Below are 19,529 nucleotides of genomic sequence, written 5' to 3'. Positions count from 1 at the left end.
CGTGTTCGGACGTCGCAAGAAGAAGGGTGCCGCCGAGGACGCGGCCGGCGAGCCCGAGCAGGTCGTCGACATCGACACTGAGGCGGACGACGACGGCACGCGCGAGCGCGTACGGCTGGAACCGGAACCGCGGCCCGACGGGCCCTGGGACAGCTCCGAGGTCCGGGACCCCGGCGAGGGCCGGGTGGACCTGGGCGGCCTGTTCGTGCCGGGCGTGGACGGCATGGAGCTGCGCGTCGAGGTCGCCGGTGACGCGATCGTCGCGGCGACCGTCGTGCTGCGCGACAGCGCCATCCAGCTGCAGGCCTTCGCCGCGCCGAAGCGCGAGGGCATCTGGGGCGAGGTGCGCGAGGAGATCGGCTCCGGCATCACCCAGCAGGGTGGCATCATCGACGAGGTCGAGGGCCCGCTGGGCTGGGAGCTGCGGGCCCAGGTGCCGGTGCAGCTGCCGGACGGCACGGGCGGTTTCCAGGTCGTGCGGTTCGTCGGCGTGGACGGTCCCCGCTGGTTCCTGCGTGGTGTGATCTCGGGCCAGGGCGCGGTGCAGCCGCAGGCCGCGGGTCTGCTCGAGCAGATCTTCCGGGACACGGTCGTGGTCCGCGGCGAGGGCCCGATGGCGCCCCGTGACCCGATCGTCCTGAAGCTGCCGAACGACGCCCAGATGGTTCCCGAGGGCGTCCAGCAGGAGGAGGCGGGCTCCCGCTTCTCCGGTGGCATGGGCCAGCTGCAGCGCGGGCCGGAGATCACCGAGGTTCGCTGAGCGTCGTAGAGACCCGGCAGCTGTCGTAAAGACACCAGGGCCGCACCCCTTCACGGGGTGCGGCCCTTTTTCGTGCGTGAACTCTTGACGGCGCATTGGTCTGTACCTACCGTCTCCGGCCAGCGCGCCTGTTCATAAAGGCGCTTCACGTTCATATACGAGAACGGAAGGCCCCCCACGCATGCGCAGAACCGCACTCTTCGCGGCCGCGGCCGCCCTCGTCGCCGGTGTTCTCGCCTGGCCCGCCGACGCCGCTCCCCCCACCTTCGTCCATCCCGGAGTCACCGTCTCCAAGGGGCAGTTGGACTTCACCCGCTCCCAGGTCAACGCCGGCGCCCAACCCTGGAAGGGCGCCTTCGACCGGATGATGGCGAGCAAGTACGCCGATCTGAACCGCACCCCCAAGCCCCGCGCGGTCGTCGAGTGCGGCTCGTACTCGAACCCCAACCACGGCTGCACCGATGAGCGCGAGGACGCGATCGCCGCCTACACCCAGGCCCTGGCCTGGTACATCACCCGCGACGAGCGGCACGCGAAGAAGGCCATCGAGCTGATGGACGCCTGGTCCGCGGTGATCAAGGACCACACCAACAGCAACGCGCCCCTGCAGACCGGCTGGGCCGGCTCCTCCTGGCCCAGGGCCGCCGAGATCATCAAGTACACGTACACCGGGAGCTGGCCGAACTCCGGCCGGTTCGCCACCATGCTCCGCAGCGTGTATCTGCCCGAGATCCTGGGCGGGTCGAACTCCAACGGCAACTGGGAGCTGTCGATGATGGAGGCCGCCGTCGGCATCTCCGTCTTCCTCGAGGACAAGGCGTCGTACGACAAGGCCATGGCGAAGTTCCGCACCCGTACCGCCGCCTACGTCTACCTGTCCTCCGACGGCGACCTGCCGAAGACCGTGCCGAGCCAGCACCTCGACACCCGCGAGAAGATCGTCAACTACTGGCAGGGGCAGTCCACCTTCGTCACCGGCCTCACCCAGGAGACCTGCCGCGACCTCACGCACACCGGATACGGCATCTCCGCCATCTCCCACGTCGCGGAGACCAGCCGGATCCAGGGGCAGGACCTGTACGGCACCGACGTCGGCGAGCGGCTGCGGCACGCGCTCGGGTTCCAGGCCAAGTACGAGCTCGGCGCGGCCGTGCCCAGCTGGCTGTGCCGGGGCTCGCTGAAGCTCGGGCTCGGCCCGGTCACCGAGGTCGGGCACAACGCCCTGGCGAACCGTCTCGGCCACGCCATGACCAACACCGAGACGCTCACCGAGCGGGGCCGCCCGGCCGGCAGCAACAACCTGTTCGTCGCCTGGGAGACCCTCACCCACGGCGACAACCCAGGCTGAGACCCGTGGCCCGGCGGGAGCGTCAGAGTTGCGTCAAAGACGCTCCCGCCACTCCACCCGGCCCCATTTGTCTCGATTATTGGCCGTAAGGTCGACGCTGCGTAGGCAACAGTGGCCGGAACACAATGGGGACCATGGGACGCGGCAGGCTTCGGATCTACCTCGGTGCGGCACCGGGCGTCGGCAAGACGTACGCGATGCTGTCCGAGGCGCACCGCCGTGCCGAGCGGGGCACCGAGTGTGTGGTCGCCTTCGTGGAGCACCACGGCCGGCCGCGCACCGAGGTGATGCTCCACGGCCTCGAGCAGATACGGCGCAGGGACCTGACGTACCGGGGGAGCGCCTTCACCGAGATGGACGTCGACGCCGTCCTGGCGCGGCGCCCGCAGGTGGCGCTCGTCGACGAGCTCGCCCATACCAACGTCCCCGGCTCGCGCAACGCCAAGCGCTGGCAGGACGTCGAGGAACTGCTCGCCGCGGGCATCGACGTCGTATCGACCGTCAACATCCAGCACCTGGAGTCACTGGGCGACATCGTCGAGTCGATCACCGGCGTACGGCAGCAGGAGACCGTGCCGGACGAGGTGGTGCGCCGGGCCGACCAGATCGAGCTGGTCGACATGTCGCCGGAGGCGCTGCGGCGGCGGATGGCGCACGGCAACATCTACCGGCCGGACAAGGTCGACGCGGCGCTGTCGAACTACTTCCGCCCCGGCAACCTCACCGCACTGCGCGAACTGGCCCTGCTGTGGGTGGCGGACCGGGTCGACGAGCACCTGAAGCAGTACCGCAGCGATCACCGGGTGTCGGCGATCTGGGGTTCGCGGGAGCGGATCGTGGTCGGGCTGACCGGCGGCCCGGAGGGACGGACCCTGATCCGGCGGGCCGCCCGCCTCGCGGAGAAGGGCGCCGGCGGTGAGGTACTGGCCGTCTACATCGCCCGCAGCGACGGCCTCACCTCCGCCTCACCCAAGGAACTGGCCGTGCAGCGCACCCTCGTCGAGGATCTGGGCGGCACCTTCCACCACGTCGTGGGCGACGACATCCCGGCAGCACTGCTGGCCTTCGCACGCGGGGCGAACGCCACACAGATAGTGCTCGGCTCCTCACGCCGCAAGAGCTGGCAGTACGTCTTCGGACCGGGCGTGGGCGTCACGGTGGCCCGGGAGTCCGGCCCCGACCTCGACGTGCACATCGTCACGCACGACGAGGTCGCCAAGGGGCGCGCACTGCCCGTGGCCCGGGGAGCGCGCCTCGGCCGGCCCCGGGTGCTCTGGGGCTGGCTCGTCGGCGTCGGCGGTCCCGCGCTGCTCACCCTGCTGCTGACCCACGTCGACACCGACCTCGGCCTCGCGAACGACATGCTGCTGTTCCTGACCCTGACGGTGGCGGCGGCCCTGCTCGGCGGGCTCCTCCCCGCGCTGGCGTCGGCGGCGGTCGGCTCGCTGCTGCTCAACTGGTACTTCACGGCGCCGGTGCACCACATCACGATCGCCGACCCGAAGAACCTGCTCGCGCTCGTGATCTTCGTGTTCGTGGCGGTGTCGGTGGCCTCGGTGGTCGACCTGGCGGCCCGCCGCACCCACCAGGCGGCCCGGCTGCGCGCCGAGTCGGAGATCCTGTCCTTCCTCGCCGGGAACGTGCTGCGCGGCGAGACCAGCCTGGAGGCCCTCCTGGAACGGGTCCGCGAGACCTTCGGCATGGCATCGGCGGCCCTGCTGGAGCGGCAGAGCGACCTCGACCCCTGGACCTGCGCGGGCCGGGTGGGCCTGGGGCGGGCGCCGGCGCGGCCGGAGGACGCCGACGTCGACGTACCGGTGGGCGACCACATGGCGCTGGCGCTGACCGGCCGGGTGCTGCCCGCCGAGGACCGTCGGGTGCTCGCCGCCTTCGCCGCGCAGTCGGCCGTCGTCCTGGACCGCCAGCGCCTCCAGCGCGAGGCCGACCAGGCCAAGGAGCTCGCCGAGGGCAACCGCATCCGCACGGCACTGCTGGCCGCCGTCAGCCACGACCTCCGTACGCCTCTCGCCGGCATCAAGGCGGCGGTCTCCTCGCTGCGGTCCGACGACGTGGCGTGGTCCGAGGAGGACGAGGCGGAACTGCTGGAGGGCATCGAGGACGGCGCCGACCGGCTCGACCACCTCGTCGGGAACCTCCTCGACATGTCCCGGCTGCAGACCGGCACGGTCACGCCTCTCATCCGCGACATCGACCTCGACGAGGTGGTGCCGATGGCGCTGGGCGGGGTGCCGGAGGAACGCGTCGAGCTGGACATCCCGGAGACGCTGCCCATGGCCGCCGTGGACCCGGGGCTGCTGGAGCGGTCGGTGGCCAACCTGGTGGAGAACGCCGTCAAGTACAGCCCGGACACCGGGGCCGTCCTCGTCTCCGCGAGCGCCCTCGCGGACCGGGTCGAGGTCCGGGTGGTCGACCGGGGGCCGGGCGTCCCCGACGACGCCAAGGAGCGCATCTTCGAGCCCTTCCAGCGCTACGGCGATGCCCCGCGCGGAGCCGGAGTGGGCCTCGGCCTCGCGGTCGCGCGCGGCTTCGCCGAAGCCATGGGCGGCACCCTCGACGCCGAGGACACGCCGGGCGGCGGCCTCACCATGGTGCTCACGCTCCGGGCGGCGGGAGCGCGCCCCGAAGCTTTTGAAGAACGCCTCGCAGAACCCGAAAGGCAGGTCACATGACCCGGGTGCTCGTGATCGACGACGAGCCGCAGATCGTGCGCGCCCTCGTGATCAACCTCAAGGCCCGCAAGTACGAGGTCGACGCGGCCCACGACGGGGCCACCGCCCTCGACCTCGCCGCCGCCCGCCACCCCGACGTCGTCGTCCTCGACCTGGGCCTGCCCGACATGGACGGCGTGGAGGTGATCCGCGGCCTGCGCGGCTGGACCCGGGTGCCGATCCTGGTGCTGTCCGCCCGGCACACCTCCGACGAGAAGGTCGAGGCGCTGGACGCGGGCGCCGACGACTACGTCACCAAGCCCTTCGGCATGGACGAGCTGCTGGCCCGGCTGCGGGCCGCCGTCCGCCGGGCCGAACCCACCGGGGGCGAGGACGACGTGATCGTGGAGACCGAGGAGTTCACCGTCGACCTGGCCGCGAAGAAGGTCAACCGGGGCGGGAAGGACGTACGGCTGACGCCCACGGAGTGGCACCTGCTGGAGGTGCTGGTGCGCAACACGGGGCGCCTCGTCGGCCAGAAGCAGCTGTTGCAGGAGGTGTGGGGGCCGTCGTACGGGACGGAGACGAACTATCTGCGGGTGTACATGGCCCAGCTGCGCAGGAAGCTGGAGGCGGACCCGTCGCATCCCAAGCACTTCATCACCGAGCCGGGGATGGGGTACCGCTTCGAGAAGTGACCGGCCGATGCGGCAAGTGACCGGTCGATTGGGGAAAAGGGGCCGGTCGGAGAGGGTCGGTTCGCGGGTGGGTACCACGGGTACGTAGGTGTCGGTGCACCCCGGTAGGCTTCAAGTCATGAGTGCTGTTCCTCGTTCCGAAAAGTCGGTCGGCCGGTTCCGGCGCATGCTCGACCGGCTCTCCTCGTCGCAGGAGGACCTGGAGTCCGAGGAGCTGCGTGAGGACGCCGAGACGGCCGGCTGTATCAAGATCGGTGACTGCCATGACCGCCAGATCGTGACGGTTACTGGTACCTTGCGCACGGTCACCCTGCGGCCGCGTGCGGGAGTCCCGGCCCTGGAGGCCGAGCTGTTCGACGGCTCCGCCGCCCTGGACGTGGTGTGGCTCGGCAGGCGCTCCATAGTCGGCATAGAGCCGGGGCGCCGGCTGATCGCATCGGGCCGGATCTCCATGAGCCGAGGCCGCCGGGTGCTGTTCAACCCGAAATACGAACTGAGACCCCTCGGACGGGAGTAGCCGGTGACGTCGCTCGACAAGCCGACTGAAGACACCACCGCAGACGCCGAGCAGTCCGAGCAGGACACCCGGGCGGTGACCGAGGCCGCGCTGTTCGAGGCCTTCGGCGGCATGCGCGGCATGATCGAGACGGTGCTGCCCGGTCTGCTCTTCGTCACCATCTACACGATCAACAAGGACCTGCACCTGTCGGCCATCGCCGCGCTCGTGGTGTCCCTGGTGCTCGTCGTGGTGCGCCTGGTGATGCGGGACACCGTCAAGCACGCGTTCAGCGGTGTCTTCGGCGTCGCGTTCGGTGTCGTGTTCGCGATGATGACCGGCAACGCGAAGGACTTCTACCTGCCCGGCATGCTCTACACGCTGGGGCTGGGGCTCGCGTACATCATCACGACGCTGTGCGGGGTGCCGCTGATCGGGCTGATCCTCGGGCCGGTGTTCAAGGAGAACCTCTCCTGGCGCAAGCGGAACCCCGGGCGCAAGAAGGCGTATGCGAAGGCCAGTTGGGCGTGGGGGCTGATCCTGCTCGCCAAGTGCGCGATCCTCTTCCCGCTGTACTGGTGGGCGGACACGACGCAGCTGGGCTGGGTGCTGGTCGCGCTGAAGATTCCGCCGTTCCTGCTGGCCGTGTGGCTGACGTGGGTTTTCCTGGCGAAGGCGCCCGCGCCGATCGACGTGTTCGCCGAGATGGAGGCGGAGGAGAAGGCGCGGGAGGCTGCCGCGAGGTCGGCCGAGTAGGCACCCGGCGTCGTCGTTGCCGTCAACTGGGGGCTGCCGCCCCCAGACCCCCGCTTCGGCCCTGAACGGGCCTCGTCCTCAAACGCCGGACGGGCTGAAATGCACTGACCGGCGCTGAGAGGTGCCATGACGCGAAGGGCGCCCTGGGATCCCAGGGCGCCCTTCGTCGTCGTAGCGCGGGACTCGGCTAGCCCGCCGTGTCCTCCCGCCGCACCGACAGCAGGTCCTCCAGCTGCTCCTCCCGCGCCTGCGCGGCCACGAACAGCAGCTCGTCGCCCGCCTCCAAGGAGTCCTCGCGGGACGGGGTGAGGACGCGGGTGCCGCGGATGATGGTGACCAGGGACGTGTCCTGCGGCCACTCCACGTCGCCGACCTGGGTGCCGGCCAGGGCCGACTCCTCCGGGAGGGTCAGTTCGACGAGGTTGGCGTCGCCGTGGCTGAAGCGGAGGAGGCGGACCAGGTCGCCGACCGACACCGCTTCCTCGACCAGGGCCGACATCAGGCGGGGCGTCGAGACCGCGACGTCCACGCCCCAGGCCTCGTTGAACAGCCACTCGTTCTTGGGGTTGTTCACGCGGGCCACGACGCGCGGGACGCCGTACTCCGTCTTCGCCAGGAGCGAGACGACCAGGTTGACCTTGTCGTCGCCCGTCGCGGCGATCACCACGTTGCAGCGCTGCAGCGCCGCCTCGTCCAGGGACGTGATCTCGCAGGCGTCGGCCAGCAGCCACTCCGCCTGCGGGACGCGCTCGACCGAGATGGCGGTCGGCGCCTTGTCGACGAGCAGGACCTCGTGGCCGTTCTCCAGCAGTTCGCCCGCGATGGAGCGGCCCACCGCACCGGCACCGGCAATGGCGACCCTCATCAGTGACCGCCCTCCTCTTCGGGACCCTTGGCGAAGGACGCCTCGACCTTGTCGACCTCGTCGGTGCGCATCATCACGTGCACCAGGTCGCCCTCCTGCAGCACCGTCTGCGAGGTGGGCAGGATCGCCTCGCCGAGGCGGGTGAGGAACGCGACGCGGACGCCGGTCTCCTCCTGCATCGTGCTGATCTTGTGGCCCACCCAGGCGGCGGACGCGTGCACCTCGGCGAGCTGGACGCCGCCGGTGGGGTCCCGCCACAGAGGCTCGGCGCCCGAGGGGAGCAGACGGCGCAGCATCTGGTCGGCCGTCCAGCGGACCGTGGCCACGGTGGGGATGCCCAGGCGCTGGTAGACCTCGGCGCGGCGGGGGTCGTAGATCCGGGCCGCGACGTTCTCCACGCCGAACATCTCGCGGGCCACGCGCGCGGAGATGATGTTCGAGTTGTCGCCGCTGGAGACGGCGGCGAACGCGCCCGCCTCCTCGATGCCCGCCTCGCGCAGGGTGTCCTGGTCGAAGCCGATGCCGGTGACCCGGCGGCCTCCGAAGCCGGGGCCCAGCCGCCGGAACGCGGTGGGGTCCTGGTCGATCACGGCGACCGTGTGCCCTTGTTGCTCCAGGGTCTGGGCAAGAGCGGAGCCCACCCTTCCGCAACCCATGATGACGATGTGCACGGCGCTTACCCCGCACTCCTCGTTAGGCGTCTGACTTGCGTGAACGTGGCGCTCATATCCTTCTCTCGGTTCGCCGGGCAACGGGCGCGGGCCGGTCGCGGACCGCTGGGCAACATCATGCCGGGGAATCCCACCGATGATCCCTGGCGGTTCGGATCGTGGGCTCACGGGGTGCCTCAGTCCACCGTAACGTCAGGGTCGGACACACCCGCCAGGCACCGTCTCACGCGACGACCGGCCCCCTCAACGGCGGTTGAAGCTGCGGAGGCTGGCCAGTGCCAGGGCAGCGAGTCCGGCGAGCGCGACGAGGGCACCGACGAGCTGAGCGGTCGTCTGCGACATGAGGTCTCCCGGATGTGATGAGCGTACCGACGCAGGTCATGGAGGCATGCGGCCGTCTCCCGGACCGGAACCCGGCGCGAGCGGAGGACCGAATTCACCCCCGCGCCGCGCGCGATTTCACCCGGATGTGCTCCGCCCCAGGCAGGGGGCCTACGATTCTCTGTTGTGTCCAAACTGACCGACGTGCCCAAACGGATTCTGATCGGGCGCGCACTGCGCAGTGATCGGCTGGCGGAAACGCTCCTGCCGAAGCGCATCGCCCTGCCCGTCTTCGCCTCCGACCCGCTGTCGTCCGTGGCGTACGCGCCCGGAGAAGTGCTGCTGGTCCTCTCCATCGCGGGCGTGTCGGCGTACCACTTCAGCCCCTGGATCGCGGTCGCGGTCGTCGTGCTGATGTTCACCGTGGTCGCCTCCTACCGGCAGAACGTGCACGCCTACCCCAGCGGCGGCGGCGACTACGAGGTGGCGACCACCAACCTGGGTGCCAAGGCGGGCCTGACGGTGGCGAGCGCCCTGCTCGTCGACTACGTCCTGACGGTCGCCGTCTCCATCGCGTCCGGCATCGAGAACCTCGGCTCCGCCGTCCCGTTCGTCGTCGAGCACAAGGTCGAGTGCGCGGTCGCCGTGATCGTGCTGCTGACGCTGATGAACCTGCGCGGCGTCAGGGAGTCCGGCAGTCTCTTCGCGATCCCGACGTACGTCTTCGTCGCGGGCGTCTTCATCATGATCGCGTGGGGTGCGTTCCGCGGGCTCGTCCTCGACGAGACCATGCGGGCGCCCACGGCGTCGTACGAGATCAAGGCGGAACACGAGGGACTCGCGGGCTTCGCGCTCGTCTTCCTGCTCCTGCGCGCCTTCTCCTCCGGCTGTGCCGCGCTCACTGGTGTGGAGGCCATCTCCAACGGCGTCCCGGCCTTCCGCAAGCCCAAGTCGAAGAACGCCGCGACCACGCTCGCGATGATGGGCCTGCTGGCCGTCACCATGTTCTGCGGCATCATCGGGCTCGCGCTGGTGACCGACGTCCGCATGGCCGAGAACCCGGCCGTCGACCTGCTGAAGAACGGCGTCGCGGTCGGCGCCGACTACGTCCAGAACCCGGTGATCACCCAGGTCGCGGAGGCCGTCTTCGGCAAGGGCAGCTTCTTCTTCATCGTGCTCGCCGCGGCTACCGCCCTCGTGCTGTTCCTGGCCGCCAACACCGCCTACAACGGCTTCCCGGTGCTCGGCTCGATCCTCGCCCAGGACCGCTATCTGCCGCGCCAGCTGCACACCCGCGGCGACCGGCTCGCCTTCTCCAACGGCATCGTCCTCCTGGCGGGCGCGGCCGCGCTGCTGGTGTGGATCTACGGCGCCGACTCCACGCGACTGATCCAGCTGTACATCGTCGGCGTGTTCGTGTCCTTCACGCTCAGCCAGACCGGCATGGTCCGCCACTGGAACCGCCTCCTGGCCATGGAGAAGGACCAGGCGAAGCGCCGTCACATGGTCCGCTCCCGCGCGATCAACGCCTTCGGCGCCTTCTTCACCGGACTGGTCCTGGTCGTCGTCCTCGTCACCAAGTTCACGCACGGTGCGTGGGTCGCCCTGCTTGGCATGGTGATCTTCTACGTGACGATGACGGCCATCCGCCGCCACTACGACCACGTCTCCGAGGAACTCGCCGCCCCCGAGGGCCCGGCCGACGACCTCGTACGGCCCTCCCGTGTGCACTCCGTCGTCCTGGTCTCCAAGATCCACCGCCCCGCCCTGCGCGCCCTGGCCTACGCCAAGCTGCTGCGCTCGGACACCCTGGAGGCGCTCAGCGTCAACGTGGACCCGGTGGAGACCAAGGCGCTGCGCGCGGAGTGGGAGCGGCGCGGCATCGACGTACCGCTGAAGGTGCTCGACTCGCCGTACCGCGAGATCACGCGCCCGGTCATCGACTACGTGAAGAGCCTGCGCAAGGAGTCCCCGCGCGACGCGGTGTCGGTCATCATCCCCGAGTACGTCGTCGGCCACTGGTACGAGCATCTGCTGCACAACCAGAGCGCGCTGCGGCTGAAGGGCCGGCTGCTGTTCACGCCGGGCATCATGGTGACCTCGGTGCCGTACCAGCTCCAGTCCTCCGAGCTGGCGAAGGCCAGGGCCCGCAAGCGGCAGGAGTGGAACGCACCGGGTTCGGTGCGGCGCGGGCCCGCCCAGGAGCGGGCGAAGGAGCCGGACGCCCAGCGCTGAGGCGGGCAGGGCACGGCGGCGCGGCGGGGAGCACGTAGACTGGTGGGCTGTTGTCAGGCCCTCCGCGGAGCCGTCCGTGGCCCACTGTCGAGGGCCGTATCCCCTTCTCGATCTGGAGTCACCCCGCCATGCAGGCAGAACCGAAGAAGTCGCTGGTGGGGGAGGAGTACGAGGTCGAGATCGGCCCCGTCGCCCACGGTGGGCACTGCATCGCCCGCACCGACGCCGGCCAGGTGCTGTTCGTCCGGCACACGCTGCCCGGTGAGCGGGTCGTGGCCCGGGTGACCGAGGGAGAGGAGGGCGACCGGTTCCTGCGCGCCGACGCCGTCGAGGTGCTGTCCGCCTCCAAGGACCGCATCGAGGCGCCCTGCCCCTTCGCCGGTCCCGGCCGCTGCGGCGGCTGCGACTGGCAGCACGCCAAGCCGGGGGCGCAGCGCCGGATGAAGGGCGAGGTCATCGCCGAGCAGCTGGAGCGGCTCGCCGGACTGACGCCGGAGGACGTCGGCTGGGACGGCACGGTCATGCCGGCCGAGGGCGACAAGCTGCCGGCGGGGCAGGTGCCGCAGTGGCGGACGCGCGTGCAGTACGCGGTCGACGCCGACGGCCACGCCGGACTGCGCCGGCACCGCTCGCACGAGGTCGAGCCGATCGACCACTGCATGATCGCCGCGGAGGGCGTCAGCGAGCTGGGCATCGAGAAGCGCGACTGGACGGGCATGGCGGGCGTGGAGGCGATCGCGGCGACGGGGTCGCAGGACCGGCAGGTGATCCTGACGCCGAGGCCGGGAGCGCGACTGCCGCTGGTGGAGCTGGACAAGCCGGTGTCGGTGATGCGGGTCGGCGAGAAGGACGGCGGGACCCACCGCGTCCACGGCCGCCCCTTCGTCCGCGAACGCGCGGACGGCCGGACGTACCGCGTCGGCAGCGGCGGCTTCTGGCAGGTCCACCCGAAGGCCGCCGACACCCTGGTGACGGCCGTCATGCAGGGCCTGCTGCCGCGCAAGGGCGAGATGGCGCTCGACCTCTACTGCGGTGTCGGGCTGTTCGCGGGCGCCCTGGCCGACCGGCTCGGCGAGCAGGGCGCGGTCCTCGGCATCGAGTCCGGCAAGCGCGCGGTGGAGGACGCCCGGCACAACCTGGCCGGCTTCGACCGGGTACGGATCGAGCAGGGCAAGGTCGAGGCCGTGTTGCCGCGTACCGGCATCACCGAGGTGGACTTGATCGTCCTGGACCCGCCGCGGGCGGGGGCGGGCCGGAAGACGGTCGCGCATCTGGCGTCGCTGGGGGCGCGCCGGATCGCGTACGTCGCGTGCGATCCGGCTGCGCTGGCGCGGGACTTGGGGTACTTCCGGGACGGGGGGTATCGGGTGCGGATGCTGCGGGCGTTCGATCTGTTCCCGATGACCTCCCACGTGGAGTGCGTCGCGATCCTGGAACCCGTCGGAAAGGGCTCTTGACCTGTGGTTTTCTGACTTCCTTCGTCGGCTCGACCTGTTTGGGAGGCGGGAACGGGTGAAGTCGGACGATGCCGCGTGACCTGGACATTCGTCTGAGGAGGAGGGGCGCGGGGGAGTGGCGGAGCCCGTTGGTTCTTGCGGCGTGACGCACGAATGACGCACGGCTTCCTCGTATGCCGGGAGCGCCGTCGGCCTGTTGATTCCTACCGGCTCACCTGGCCCGTAGGACGTCGAGCGCTGTGAGTGCCACGTGTAGTTCGGTGCGGTGTTCGCCGGACTCGAGATCGCAGTCGAGTATCCGCTCGATGCTGCGCAGACGTTGGTAAACGGTCTCGCGGGACAGACAGCCGGAGCGGGCTGCCAGGGTCTTGTTGCCGGCCGCGTCAAGGTAGTGGCGCAAGGTCGTCAGCAAGTCCGTCCCGTGGCGGGCATCATGGTCGAGGAGTCGGCTCAGCCGGCGTTCGGTGAAGTCCTGGATCCGGGTGTCCTCCCGGAGCGCGAAGAGCAGGCGGCGCAGGCCGATGTCGGATGGCTGGTGGTAAGAGCGTCCCGGCGGGAGCGGCCGGCCGGGCTCGGTGGCTTCGCTGACGCGGGTCGCCTCGCGGAAGGATCGGGCGACATCGGAGAGGTCCGCCGCCTCGCTGCCCGCGCTGACGGTGGCCCCCGGCGCCAACTCGAGTACGGTGCGGCTCAGATGTTCGACCACGGGTGGGCAGGGCCGGCCGGGGCGCAGGGACAGGAGGATGCCGAGGCGCGTGGGGCCGAGAACGCCGATGAGGGCCTGTGTCCCCTGCTTCCTCAGCTCTTCGCCGAGGAGGGCCTCGCTTTTCGTCGCGTCCGTCTCTTGAGGAAAGTCCGCGAGCACGGCCATGAAGCCGCAGTCCTTGGTGGACAGACCCAGTGCGGCGACCCGGGCCTCGGCGTCCGCAGGAGAGTGGTGACGTTGTCCGACGAGGTCGCGCAGGAGATTGCGGTGTGCGGTGCGTTCCCAGGGCACGGGGTGGATGACGCGGGCGATGGTGAGGGCCATCGCAGATCTCTCCAGAACCGTCACCGCCGTCGGGCCGAATGTCGAGGGGGTGGGCCGGTCTGACGGAGCGGGCAGCACGACCAGCCTGCCCCAGCTTTCGCCCTGGTACTCCACGGATGTCACGAGCCAGCCGCCGGGCCCGGACACGGATGCGCGGCCGGTGGGAGGTGTCGCTCGTGAGCGCCGTTCCCAGTCGCTGAGCGCTGCCTCAACCGTGCCTGCGGAGGGCGCGCAGATCAGTGCCTGGTGGGCCAGGTTCTCCAGCACGACGGTGTGGCCGCTCATCTCGGCGGCGGCGTGTACGACCTCCTCGGGCACGGCGCCGCGCAGCGTGAGGGCGGTGAACGCCTCGTGAATGCGCTGGGTCCGGCGCATCTCCTCGGCCTGGTTGCCGAGGATGAGAGCGTGGACGACCTGTGTGACCTCAAGGAAGTTGACGTCCTTGGCCAGGGTCACGAGGGGGAGCCCGCGGGCCGCGCAGGCATGGACCAGGGCGTCTGGCGGGCGGTGGTAACGGCGGACCAGTTCGATGACCAAGGCCGCCGCGCCGACGTCGGCGAGTTCGTTCACGTAGCGGCGTACGCCGGCCGGCTCCTCGGGCAGGGGCATACCGGTGGTCAGTACGAGCTCGCCACCCTTGAGGAAGGAGGCCGGGTCGGTCAGCTCGGTCATGTGAACCCAGCGGACGGGGCGGTCGAGCAGGTCTGCTCCGGTGACGACCCGCGGCTGCCCGGCGGCGAGGACGGGGAGGGTCAGAACGTCGGCCACGGTGAGCGGATGGCCAGCGGTGGCCACGTCCGGGCCTGCCAAGGAGGCGTCAGGACCGTCGGTGACGGGCCTCGCGGCCGTGTGGTGCTTCTCGCGCATGGGACCTCCCTGGGTGCTCCGTCACCCTGACAATCCTCGCTGACCTGCGCAAGAGCTCTGAAAGGGCTGCTGTGAGCAGGACGGGCGGGGCGTGTTGCCGGGTGCGGCTGACACAACGCCCAGATGCCGCGGCGCGGGCGGACAGATCGAGCATTGGCGTCATCGAGGTACGCGGAGATGCTCGACCGGACCGGAGCCAGACCGACAACCCGCCGGGAGACGAACATGACCGCACTGTCGCCGCACCTTCGCCAGGCCACGCCCGTGGTGGCGGTCCGGGGAGAGGGCGTCCACCTCTACGGTGAGGACGGCCGCCGCTACCTCGACTTCACCGCCGGCATCGGCGTGACCAGCACCGGGCACTGCCACCCCAAGGTCGTAGCGGCTGCCCAGGAACAGGTGGGCACCCTCGTCCACGGCCAGTACACGACAGTCATGCACCAGCCGCTGCGGCGGCTCGTCGACAAGCTGGGCGAGGTCTTGCCCGAGGGGCTCGACAGCCTGTTCTTCACCAACTCCGGCAGCGAGGCGGTGGAGGCGGCGCTGCGGCTGGCCCGGCAGGCCACCGGCCGCCCCAATGTGATCGTCTGTCACGGCGGCTTCCACGGCCGTACGGTCGCCGCCGCCTCCATGACGACCTCCGGGACCCGCTTCCGGTCCGGCTTCTCCCCGCTGATGAGCGGTGTCGTCGTCACTCCGTTCCCGTCCGCGTACCGGTACGGCTGGGACGAGGAGACCGCGACCCGCTTCGCCCTGAAGGAACTGGACTACACGCTCCAGACGATCTCCTCGCCCGCCGACACGGCCGCGATCATCGTCGAGCCGGTGCTCGGCGAGGGGGGATACGTCCCCGCCAACCGTGCCTTCATGGAGGGCCTGCGGGAGCGGGCGGACCGCCACGGCTTCCTGCTGATCCTCGACGAGGTGCAGACGGGCATCGGCCGCACCGGCCGCTTCTGGGGGCACGACCACTTCGGCGTCACGCCCGACATCCTCGTCACCGCCAAGGGCCTGGCCAGCGGCTTCCCGCTGTCCGGCATCGCCGCCTCCGAGGAGCTGATGGCCAAGGCGTGGCCCGGCTCGCAGGGCGGTACGTACGGCGCCAACGCCGTCGCCTGCGCCGCGGCCTGCGCCACCCTCGACGTCGTCCGTGAGGAGAGGCTCGTCGAGAACGCCGAGGCGATGGGCAAGCGTCTTCGCCAGGGCCTGGAGGCGGTGGCCGACCGGACCGCAGGCATCGGTGACGTACGCGGCCTCGGGCTCATGCTCGCGACCGAGTTCGTCACCGAGGACGGCAGCCCGGACCCCGAGACCGCCGCCCGCGTGCAGCGTGCCGCTGTCGACCAGGGCCTGCTCCTGCTTCTGTGCGGCGCCTGGAACCAGGTCGTGCGGATGATCCCGGCCCTGGTGATCGACGAGACGGCGGTGGACCAGGGCCTTGAGGCATGGGCGGCCGCGGTGGAGGCCGGCACATCGGGAGCGGCGCGGCGATGACGCGGTTGCGATCTACCGCCGGAGTTCAATCAGCGGTGACCGCGCTTCGGTGACAGAAACGGTCACCGCACCGGGGGTCCGTGCTTCGTCGAGGCTGTCCTTCACGCAACCATGGTCGGGACCGTCGAGTCGTCGGCTGCTGCGTTGAGGGACAGAGGGTGCGTAATGGATATTCGGCAGCTGGAGTACTTCCTTGCGATCGTTGATCGTGGGGGGTTCAACCGCGCGGCCTCGGCTCTCTACGTGTCGCAGCCGTCGCTGTCGCAGGCCGTGCGGGCACTGGAGCGTGATCTCGGTTCCGAGTTGTTCCATCGCATCGGGCGTAGGGCAGTGCTGACGGAGGCCGGAAGGGCTCTGATCGAGCCTGCCCGGGAGGCCGTGCGGAGTTTGGAGACGGCGCGGGCGAGTGTCGCGGCGGTGCATGAGCTGCGGGAGGGGCGCCTGGACGTGGCATCCGTGCCGTCGCAGGCGGTGGAGCCGCTGACGAGTCTGGTGAGCGCGTTCAGCCACCGGTATCCCGGCGTCTCCGTGGCCATCAAAGCGGCGTTCACCTCGCGTGATGTGATCGACATGGTGCGCACGGGTGCCGTGGAACTGGGGCTCTTGGCGTCCGCCGGGCCGTTCTCCGACAAGGAGGTCGTCTGCCATGCGCTGGGGCGGCAGCGCTTTGTGCTGATGGTGCCGGCCGACGGCCCGTTCGCTGATCGCACGGCTGTCGAGTGCCAGGAGCTTGCCGGACAGCGGCTGATCGTCGGGCAGCCGGGTACCGGGATGCGCGCCTACGTCGACGCGCTGCGGGAACAGGGCATCGAGTTCACCGTCGCCGCCGAGACCGAGCACCGGGTGTCGCTCATGCCCCTGGTACTGGCCGGTGTGGGACTCGCGGTGATCATGGATTCCTGGCGGGACCTCGCCCGGCAGCTGGGCGCCCGCGTCCTGGACATCGAGCCGGAGAGCGCCTTGGACATCGCTCTCGTCAGCCGCCGCGGCAGCCTGTCGCCGGCGGCTGCCGCGTTCGTCACGGCCGCCGTCTCGGCTTCCGGCAGCTGATAGGCGCCCCTTATAAGGGATATCCGCTTTGCGTCTTGGACGCCCCGCGGACCGCCTTGCTGCAATCGACGGCATGAAGACCAACCACCGCATTGCCCTGATCCCCGGCGACGGCATCGGCGCCGAGGTACTCCCCCCAGCACAGCAGGTGCTCGATGTTCTCGGCCGCCGCCACGGCTTCAGCCTCTCCTACACGTCGTACGACTGGTCGTGCGAGCGGTACCTGCGGGAGGGTGCCATGATGCCCGCCGACGGGATCGACCAGCTGCGCGACAAGGACGCGATCCTGCTGGGCGCCGTCGGCTACCCGGGGGTCCCGGACCATGTCTCGCTGTGGGGGCTGCTGATCCCGATACGGCGCAGCTTCCGTCAGTACGTCAACCTCCGGCCCGTCCGTGTCTTCGCGGGCATCGACAGTCCGGTGCGCGGCGCGCAGCCGGGCGAGGTCGATCTCGTCGTCGTTCGGGAAAACGTCGAGGGCGAGTACAGCGAGATCGGCGGACGGCTGAACCAGGGCACGCCCGAGGAACTGGCCGTCCAGGAAGCGGTGTTCACCCGGGCCGGGGTCACCCGTGTCGCCGACTACGCGTTCTCGCTCGCCGCCCGCCGCCGAGGGAAGCTCACCTCCGCCACCAAGTCCAACGGCATCATTCACACCATGCCGTTCTGGGACGAGCTGATCGCCGAGCGGGCCGCCGACCACCCCGACGTCACCTGGGACCAGGAGCACATCGACGCGCTGGCGGCCAAGTTCGTCCTCGACCCCGCCCGCTTCGACGTCGTCGTCGCCTCCAACCTCTTCGGCGACATCCTCAGCGACCTCGCGGCCGCGGTCGCCGGATCGATCGGCGTCGCCCCGGCGGCCAATCTCAACCCCGAGGGTGAGTTCCCCTCGATGTTCGAGCCGGTACACGGCTCCGCGCCCGACATCGCGGGCCAGGGCATCGCCAACCCTCTGGGCGCCATCTGGTCCGCGGCGATGATGCTCGACCACCTCGGCCACCCAGCCGCGGCCAGGGACATCACGGACGCGATCGCGTCGGTCCTGGCCAAGACCGATACCCGCACCCGTGACCTGGGCGGAACCGCGACCACCGCCGAGTTCACCGACAGGCTGATCGAGCTCCTCTGAGCCATGTTCCTCCGCGGTGGGCGGCAGGGACGACGCCGCCCACCGGTCATCATTCCCCCGCGCCCTCTGCCGCTGCTTCTCCCGCGTCCAGAACCAGCACCGCGACGTGCAGGGACGTGCGCTCCAGTCCTGACTCCAGGTCGCAGCCGAGGAGCCGCTCGATGGTGTGCAGGCGCTGGTAGTACGCCTGCCGGGACATGCCGGCGCGTTTCGCCGCGACCGACTTGTTCCCGGCCGCCGCCAGATAGGCGCGCAGTGCCGGGAGCAGATCGCCGCTGTTGCGGTCGTCGTGCTCGATGAGGCGGGTCAGTTGCCGTTCGGCGTACCGCTGAAGACGGGTGTCCTCGCGAAGGATGCCCAGCAACTCCGGCAGCCGGACGTCAGCGGGGACGTAGAACCACCGCTCGGGGGAGGCCCGTGTGATGGCCTCGGCCGTCTGCTCCGCCTCCTGCCACGATCGGGCGATCCCGCCGAGATCGGTCACCCCGGGGCCGACGGCGACCACTGCCCGCGGTCCGAGTTCTTCCCGGACCAGGCGGCCGATCCGTTCGGCAACCGGCTGCCAGGCGCTCGCCTGTGCCAGAGCCATGAGGACACCGATGTGGCCCGGGGCCGTCTCGCCGACCAGGGCGCGGACACCGGTGTGCGTCAGTGCCTTCGCGATCCGTTCGTCGAGGTGCTCCCCCTCGGTGCCGGTGTAGGGGTGGCGGATGACCACGGCGAACAGGCGGTGTCCGAGGGTGGGCAGTCCCAGTGCCTCGGCGCGGGCGCGGGCGTCCGCGGGGGAGCGGAAACGCCGTTCGTACAGGTCCCGCAGTACGGAGCGGTGGGCCCGGCGCTCCCACCAGGCTTGCCCCGCCAGACGCGCCATGGTCAGTGCGATCGCCGCACGCTCCAGCACCAGGACGTGCTCCGGGTCGGGCTCGGCGCTCAGCCGGTCCTCCAGCAGCACCAGCCGCCCCCACGGGCCGTGGTGGTCCTGTACCGGCGCGATCAGCCACCCCTCCGGGCCGCTCGGCGTGATCCTCTCCGGCGTCGGGGCGGCCCGCGAACGCCGCGACCAGGCCGACACCACCGGCTCGTACGGCCGGCCGAGCAGCTCGCACATCAGGACCCGGTGGGTGAGGTCCTCCAGCACCACGGGGGCTCCGGTGAGCTCCGCGGTGGTGTGCACCAGTTCCTCGGGGTCCGCGCCCCGCAGCGTCAGGGCCGTGAAGATGTCCTGGATGTCCCGCCCGCGGCGCAGCAGGGCTCCCTGGGCGTCGAGGATGAGCGCGTGCACCGCGTGCGTGACGTCGATGAACCGGACGCCACGGGCCAGCTCGACCAGCGGCACATCACGGGCACGGCACGCCGCCACCAGCTCGTGGGGCACCTTCTGGTACCGGTAACCGAGCTCCACGATCAGGCCCGCCGCGCCGACGTCCGCGAGCTGGTCGACGTAGCCGCGCAGCTCGGAGGCGTTCTCAGGATGCGGCACACCGGTCGTCAGGATCAGCTCGCCACCCTCCAGGAAGTCCGCGGGGTTGAGCAGCTCGGTGACATGCACCCAGCGCACCGGGCTGTCCAACCGCGCCTCGCCTGCCAGCACGCGAGGCATCCCTTCGGCGAGCACGGGCAGGCGCAGTACCTCCCTGAGCGTGGGGAAGTGCCCGGTTGCGTGACGTCTGGGTGGCATAG

The 19,529-nt window shown here is 70.4% G+C and carries 15 protein-coding genes; 11 read left to right on the top strand and 4 right to left on the bottom strand.

Annotated elements, in window-relative coordinates; genetic code table 11:
- The first annotated feature begins 1 nt into the window (after position 1).
- From ACIBU0_RS13895 to ACIBU0_RS13870, 6 genes are all read left to right on the top strand, one after another.
- Positions 2-760, top strand: coding sequence for a DUF3710 domain-containing protein (locus tag ACIBU0_RS13895; RefSeq protein WP_398816584.1), 759 nt, complete (start codon positions 2-4; stop codon positions 758-760).
- A gap of 181 nt (positions 761-941) precedes the next feature.
- Entirely contained in the window at positions 942-2,108 is a 1,167-nt protein-coding gene (locus ACIBU0_RS13890) for an alginate lyase family protein (RefSeq protein ID WP_398816581.1), read from the top strand.
- A gap of 134 nt (positions 2,109-2,242) precedes the next feature.
- A complete protein-coding gene (locus tag ACIBU0_RS13885) occupies positions 2,243-4,798 on the top strand; it encodes an ATP-binding protein (protein WP_398816578.1) in 2,556 nt (851 codons plus the stop codon).
- Entirely contained in the window at positions 4,795-5,475 is a 681-nt protein-coding gene (locus ACIBU0_RS13880) for a response regulator (RefSeq protein ID WP_398816575.1), read from the top strand. The genes ACIBU0_RS13885 and ACIBU0_RS13880 overlap by 4 nt, the downstream gene beginning before the upstream one ends.
- Positions 5,476-5,593: 118 nt before the next feature.
- Complete coding sequence (locus ACIBU0_RS13875) at positions 5,594-5,992, top strand: OB-fold nucleic acid binding domain-containing protein (protein ID WP_398816572.1); 399 nt, start codon at positions 5,594-5,596, stop codon at positions 5,990-5,992.
- A 3-nt stretch (positions 5,993-5,995) separates the two neighbouring features.
- On the top strand, positions 5,996-6,727 hold the full coding sequence (locus ACIBU0_RS13870; protein ID WP_398816570.1) for a DUF3159 domain-containing protein: 732 nt from the start codon (positions 5,996-5,998) through the stop codon (positions 6,725-6,727).
- Between the two features lie 187 nt (positions 6,728-6,914).
- Here the strand turns inward: ACIBU0_RS13870 and ACIBU0_RS13865 are convergent, their stop codons facing one another.
- Both ACIBU0_RS13865 and ACIBU0_RS13860 read right to left on the bottom strand, forming a co-directional pair.
- A complete protein-coding gene (locus ACIBU0_RS13865) occupies positions 6,915-7,592 on the bottom strand; it encodes a TrkA family potassium uptake protein (protein WP_151786317.1) in 678 nt (225 codons plus the stop codon).
- Entirely contained in the window at positions 7,592-8,263 is a 672-nt protein-coding gene (locus ACIBU0_RS13860) for a potassium channel family protein (RefSeq protein ID WP_398816566.1), read from the bottom strand. Before ACIBU0_RS13860 ends, ACIBU0_RS13865 begins: the two co-directional genes overlap by 1 nt.
- 507 nt (positions 8,264-8,770) lie before the next feature.
- Between ACIBU0_RS13860 and ACIBU0_RS13855 the strand changes: the two genes are divergently transcribed.
- The gene (locus ACIBU0_RS13855) at positions 8,771-10,819 is read left to right on the top strand and encodes an APC family permease (RefSeq protein ID WP_398816563.1); all 2,049 of its coding nucleotides are present in this window, start codon (positions 8,771-8,773) and stop codon (positions 10,817-10,819) included.
- Between the two features lie 128 nt (positions 10,820-10,947).
- Positions 10,948-12,276, top strand: a complete 1,329-nt coding sequence (locus tag ACIBU0_RS13850; protein WP_398816561.1) for a class I SAM-dependent RNA methyltransferase — start codon at positions 10,948-10,950, stop codon at positions 12,274-12,276.
- Positions 12,277-12,487: 211 nt separating this feature from the next.
- Here the strand turns inward: ACIBU0_RS13850 and ACIBU0_RS13845 are convergent, their stop codons facing one another.
- On the bottom strand, positions 12,488-14,173 hold the full coding sequence (locus ACIBU0_RS13845; RefSeq protein ID WP_398816558.1) for a PucR family transcriptional regulator: 1,686 nt from the start codon (positions 14,171-14,173) through the stop codon (positions 12,488-12,490).
- Positions 14,174-14,398: 225 nt separating this feature from the next.
- On the opposite strand from ACIBU0_RS13845, the gene ACIBU0_RS13840 reads away from it, so the two are divergent.
- The 3 genes from ACIBU0_RS13840 (at position 14,399) to ACIBU0_RS13830 (ending at position 17,849) form a co-directional block, all read left to right on the top strand.
- Positions 14,399-15,667 carry an aspartate aminotransferase family protein gene (locus tag ACIBU0_RS13840; protein ID WP_398816555.1) on the top strand — a complete coding sequence of 423 codons (1,269 nt, stop codon included), beginning with the start codon at positions 14,399-14,401 and terminating at the stop codon, positions 15,665-15,667.
- A gap of 165 nt (positions 15,668-15,832) precedes the next feature.
- Positions 15,833-16,717: a LysR substrate-binding domain-containing protein gene (locus ACIBU0_RS13835; RefSeq protein ID WP_398816552.1), complete on the top strand. Its 885-nt coding sequence runs from the start codon at positions 15,833-15,835 to the stop codon at positions 16,715-16,717.
- Between the two features lie 73 nt (positions 16,718-16,790).
- Complete coding sequence (locus tag ACIBU0_RS13830; RefSeq protein ID WP_398816549.1) at positions 16,791-17,849, top strand: tartrate dehydrogenase; 1,059 nt, start codon at positions 16,791-16,793, stop codon at positions 17,847-17,849.
- A 49-nt stretch (positions 17,850-17,898) separates the two neighbouring features.
- Here the strand turns inward: ACIBU0_RS13830 and ACIBU0_RS13825 are convergent, their stop codons facing one another.
- Positions 17,899-19,527 (bottom strand): PucR family transcriptional regulator, encoded by a 1,629-nt coding sequence (locus ACIBU0_RS13825; protein WP_398816546.1) that lies wholly within the window; start codon positions 19,525-19,527, stop codon positions 17,899-17,901.
- Between the last annotated feature and the right edge of the window lie 2 nt (positions 19,528-19,529).

The sequence above is a fragment of the Streptomyces sp. NPDC049627 genome (genome assembly GCF_044465645.1).
Taxonomy (GTDB): Bacteria; Actinomycetota; Actinomycetes; order Streptomycetales; family Streptomycetaceae; genus Streptomyces.
Note: the sequence above shows the minus strand (reverse complement) of the source record. Positions and strands in the feature narration are given on the sequence as shown.

Excerpts from the sequence above, each read along its gene's own strand:
- ACIBU0_RS13840 (WP_398816555.1), top strand. The coding sequence starts at position 14,399 with ATGACCGCACTGTCGCCGCACCTTCGCCAGGCCACGCCCGTGGTGGCG.
- ACIBU0_RS13890 (WP_398816581.1), top strand. The coding sequence starts at position 942 with ATGCGCAGAACCGCACTCTTCGCGGCCGCGGCCGCCCTCGTCGCCGGT.
- ACIBU0_RS13885 (WP_398816578.1), top strand. The coding sequence starts at position 2,243 with ATGGGACGCGGCAGGCTTCGGATCTACCTCGGTGCGGCACCGGGCGTC.
- ACIBU0_RS13845 (WP_398816558.1), bottom strand. The coding sequence starts at position 14,173 with ATGCGCGAGAAGCACCACACGGCCGCGAGGCCCGTCACCGACGGTCCT.
- ACIBU0_RS13830 (WP_398816549.1), top strand. The coding sequence starts at position 16,791 with ATGAAGACCAACCACCGCATTGCCCTGATCCCCGGCGACGGCATCGGC.
- ACIBU0_RS13880 (WP_398816575.1), top strand. The coding sequence starts at position 4,795 with ATGACCCGGGTGCTCGTGATCGACGACGAGCCGCAGATCGTGCGCGCC.
- ACIBU0_RS13875 (WP_398816572.1), top strand. The coding sequence starts at position 5,594 with ATGAGTGCTGTTCCTCGTTCCGAAAAGTCGGTCGGCCGGTTCCGGCGC.
- ACIBU0_RS13825 (WP_398816546.1), bottom strand. The coding sequence starts at position 19,527 with ATGCCACCCAGACGTCACGCAACCGGGCACTTCCCCACGCTCAGGGAG.
- ACIBU0_RS13865 (WP_151786317.1), bottom strand. The coding sequence starts at position 7,592 with ATGAGGGTCGCCATTGCCGGTGCCGGTGCGGTGGGCCGCTCCATCGCG.
- ACIBU0_RS13850 (WP_398816561.1), top strand. The coding sequence starts at position 10,948 with ATGCAGGCAGAACCGAAGAAGTCGCTGGTGGGGGAGGAGTACGAGGTC.
- ACIBU0_RS13835 (WP_398816552.1), top strand. The coding sequence starts at position 15,833 with ATGGATATTCGGCAGCTGGAGTACTTCCTTGCGATCGTTGATCGTGGG.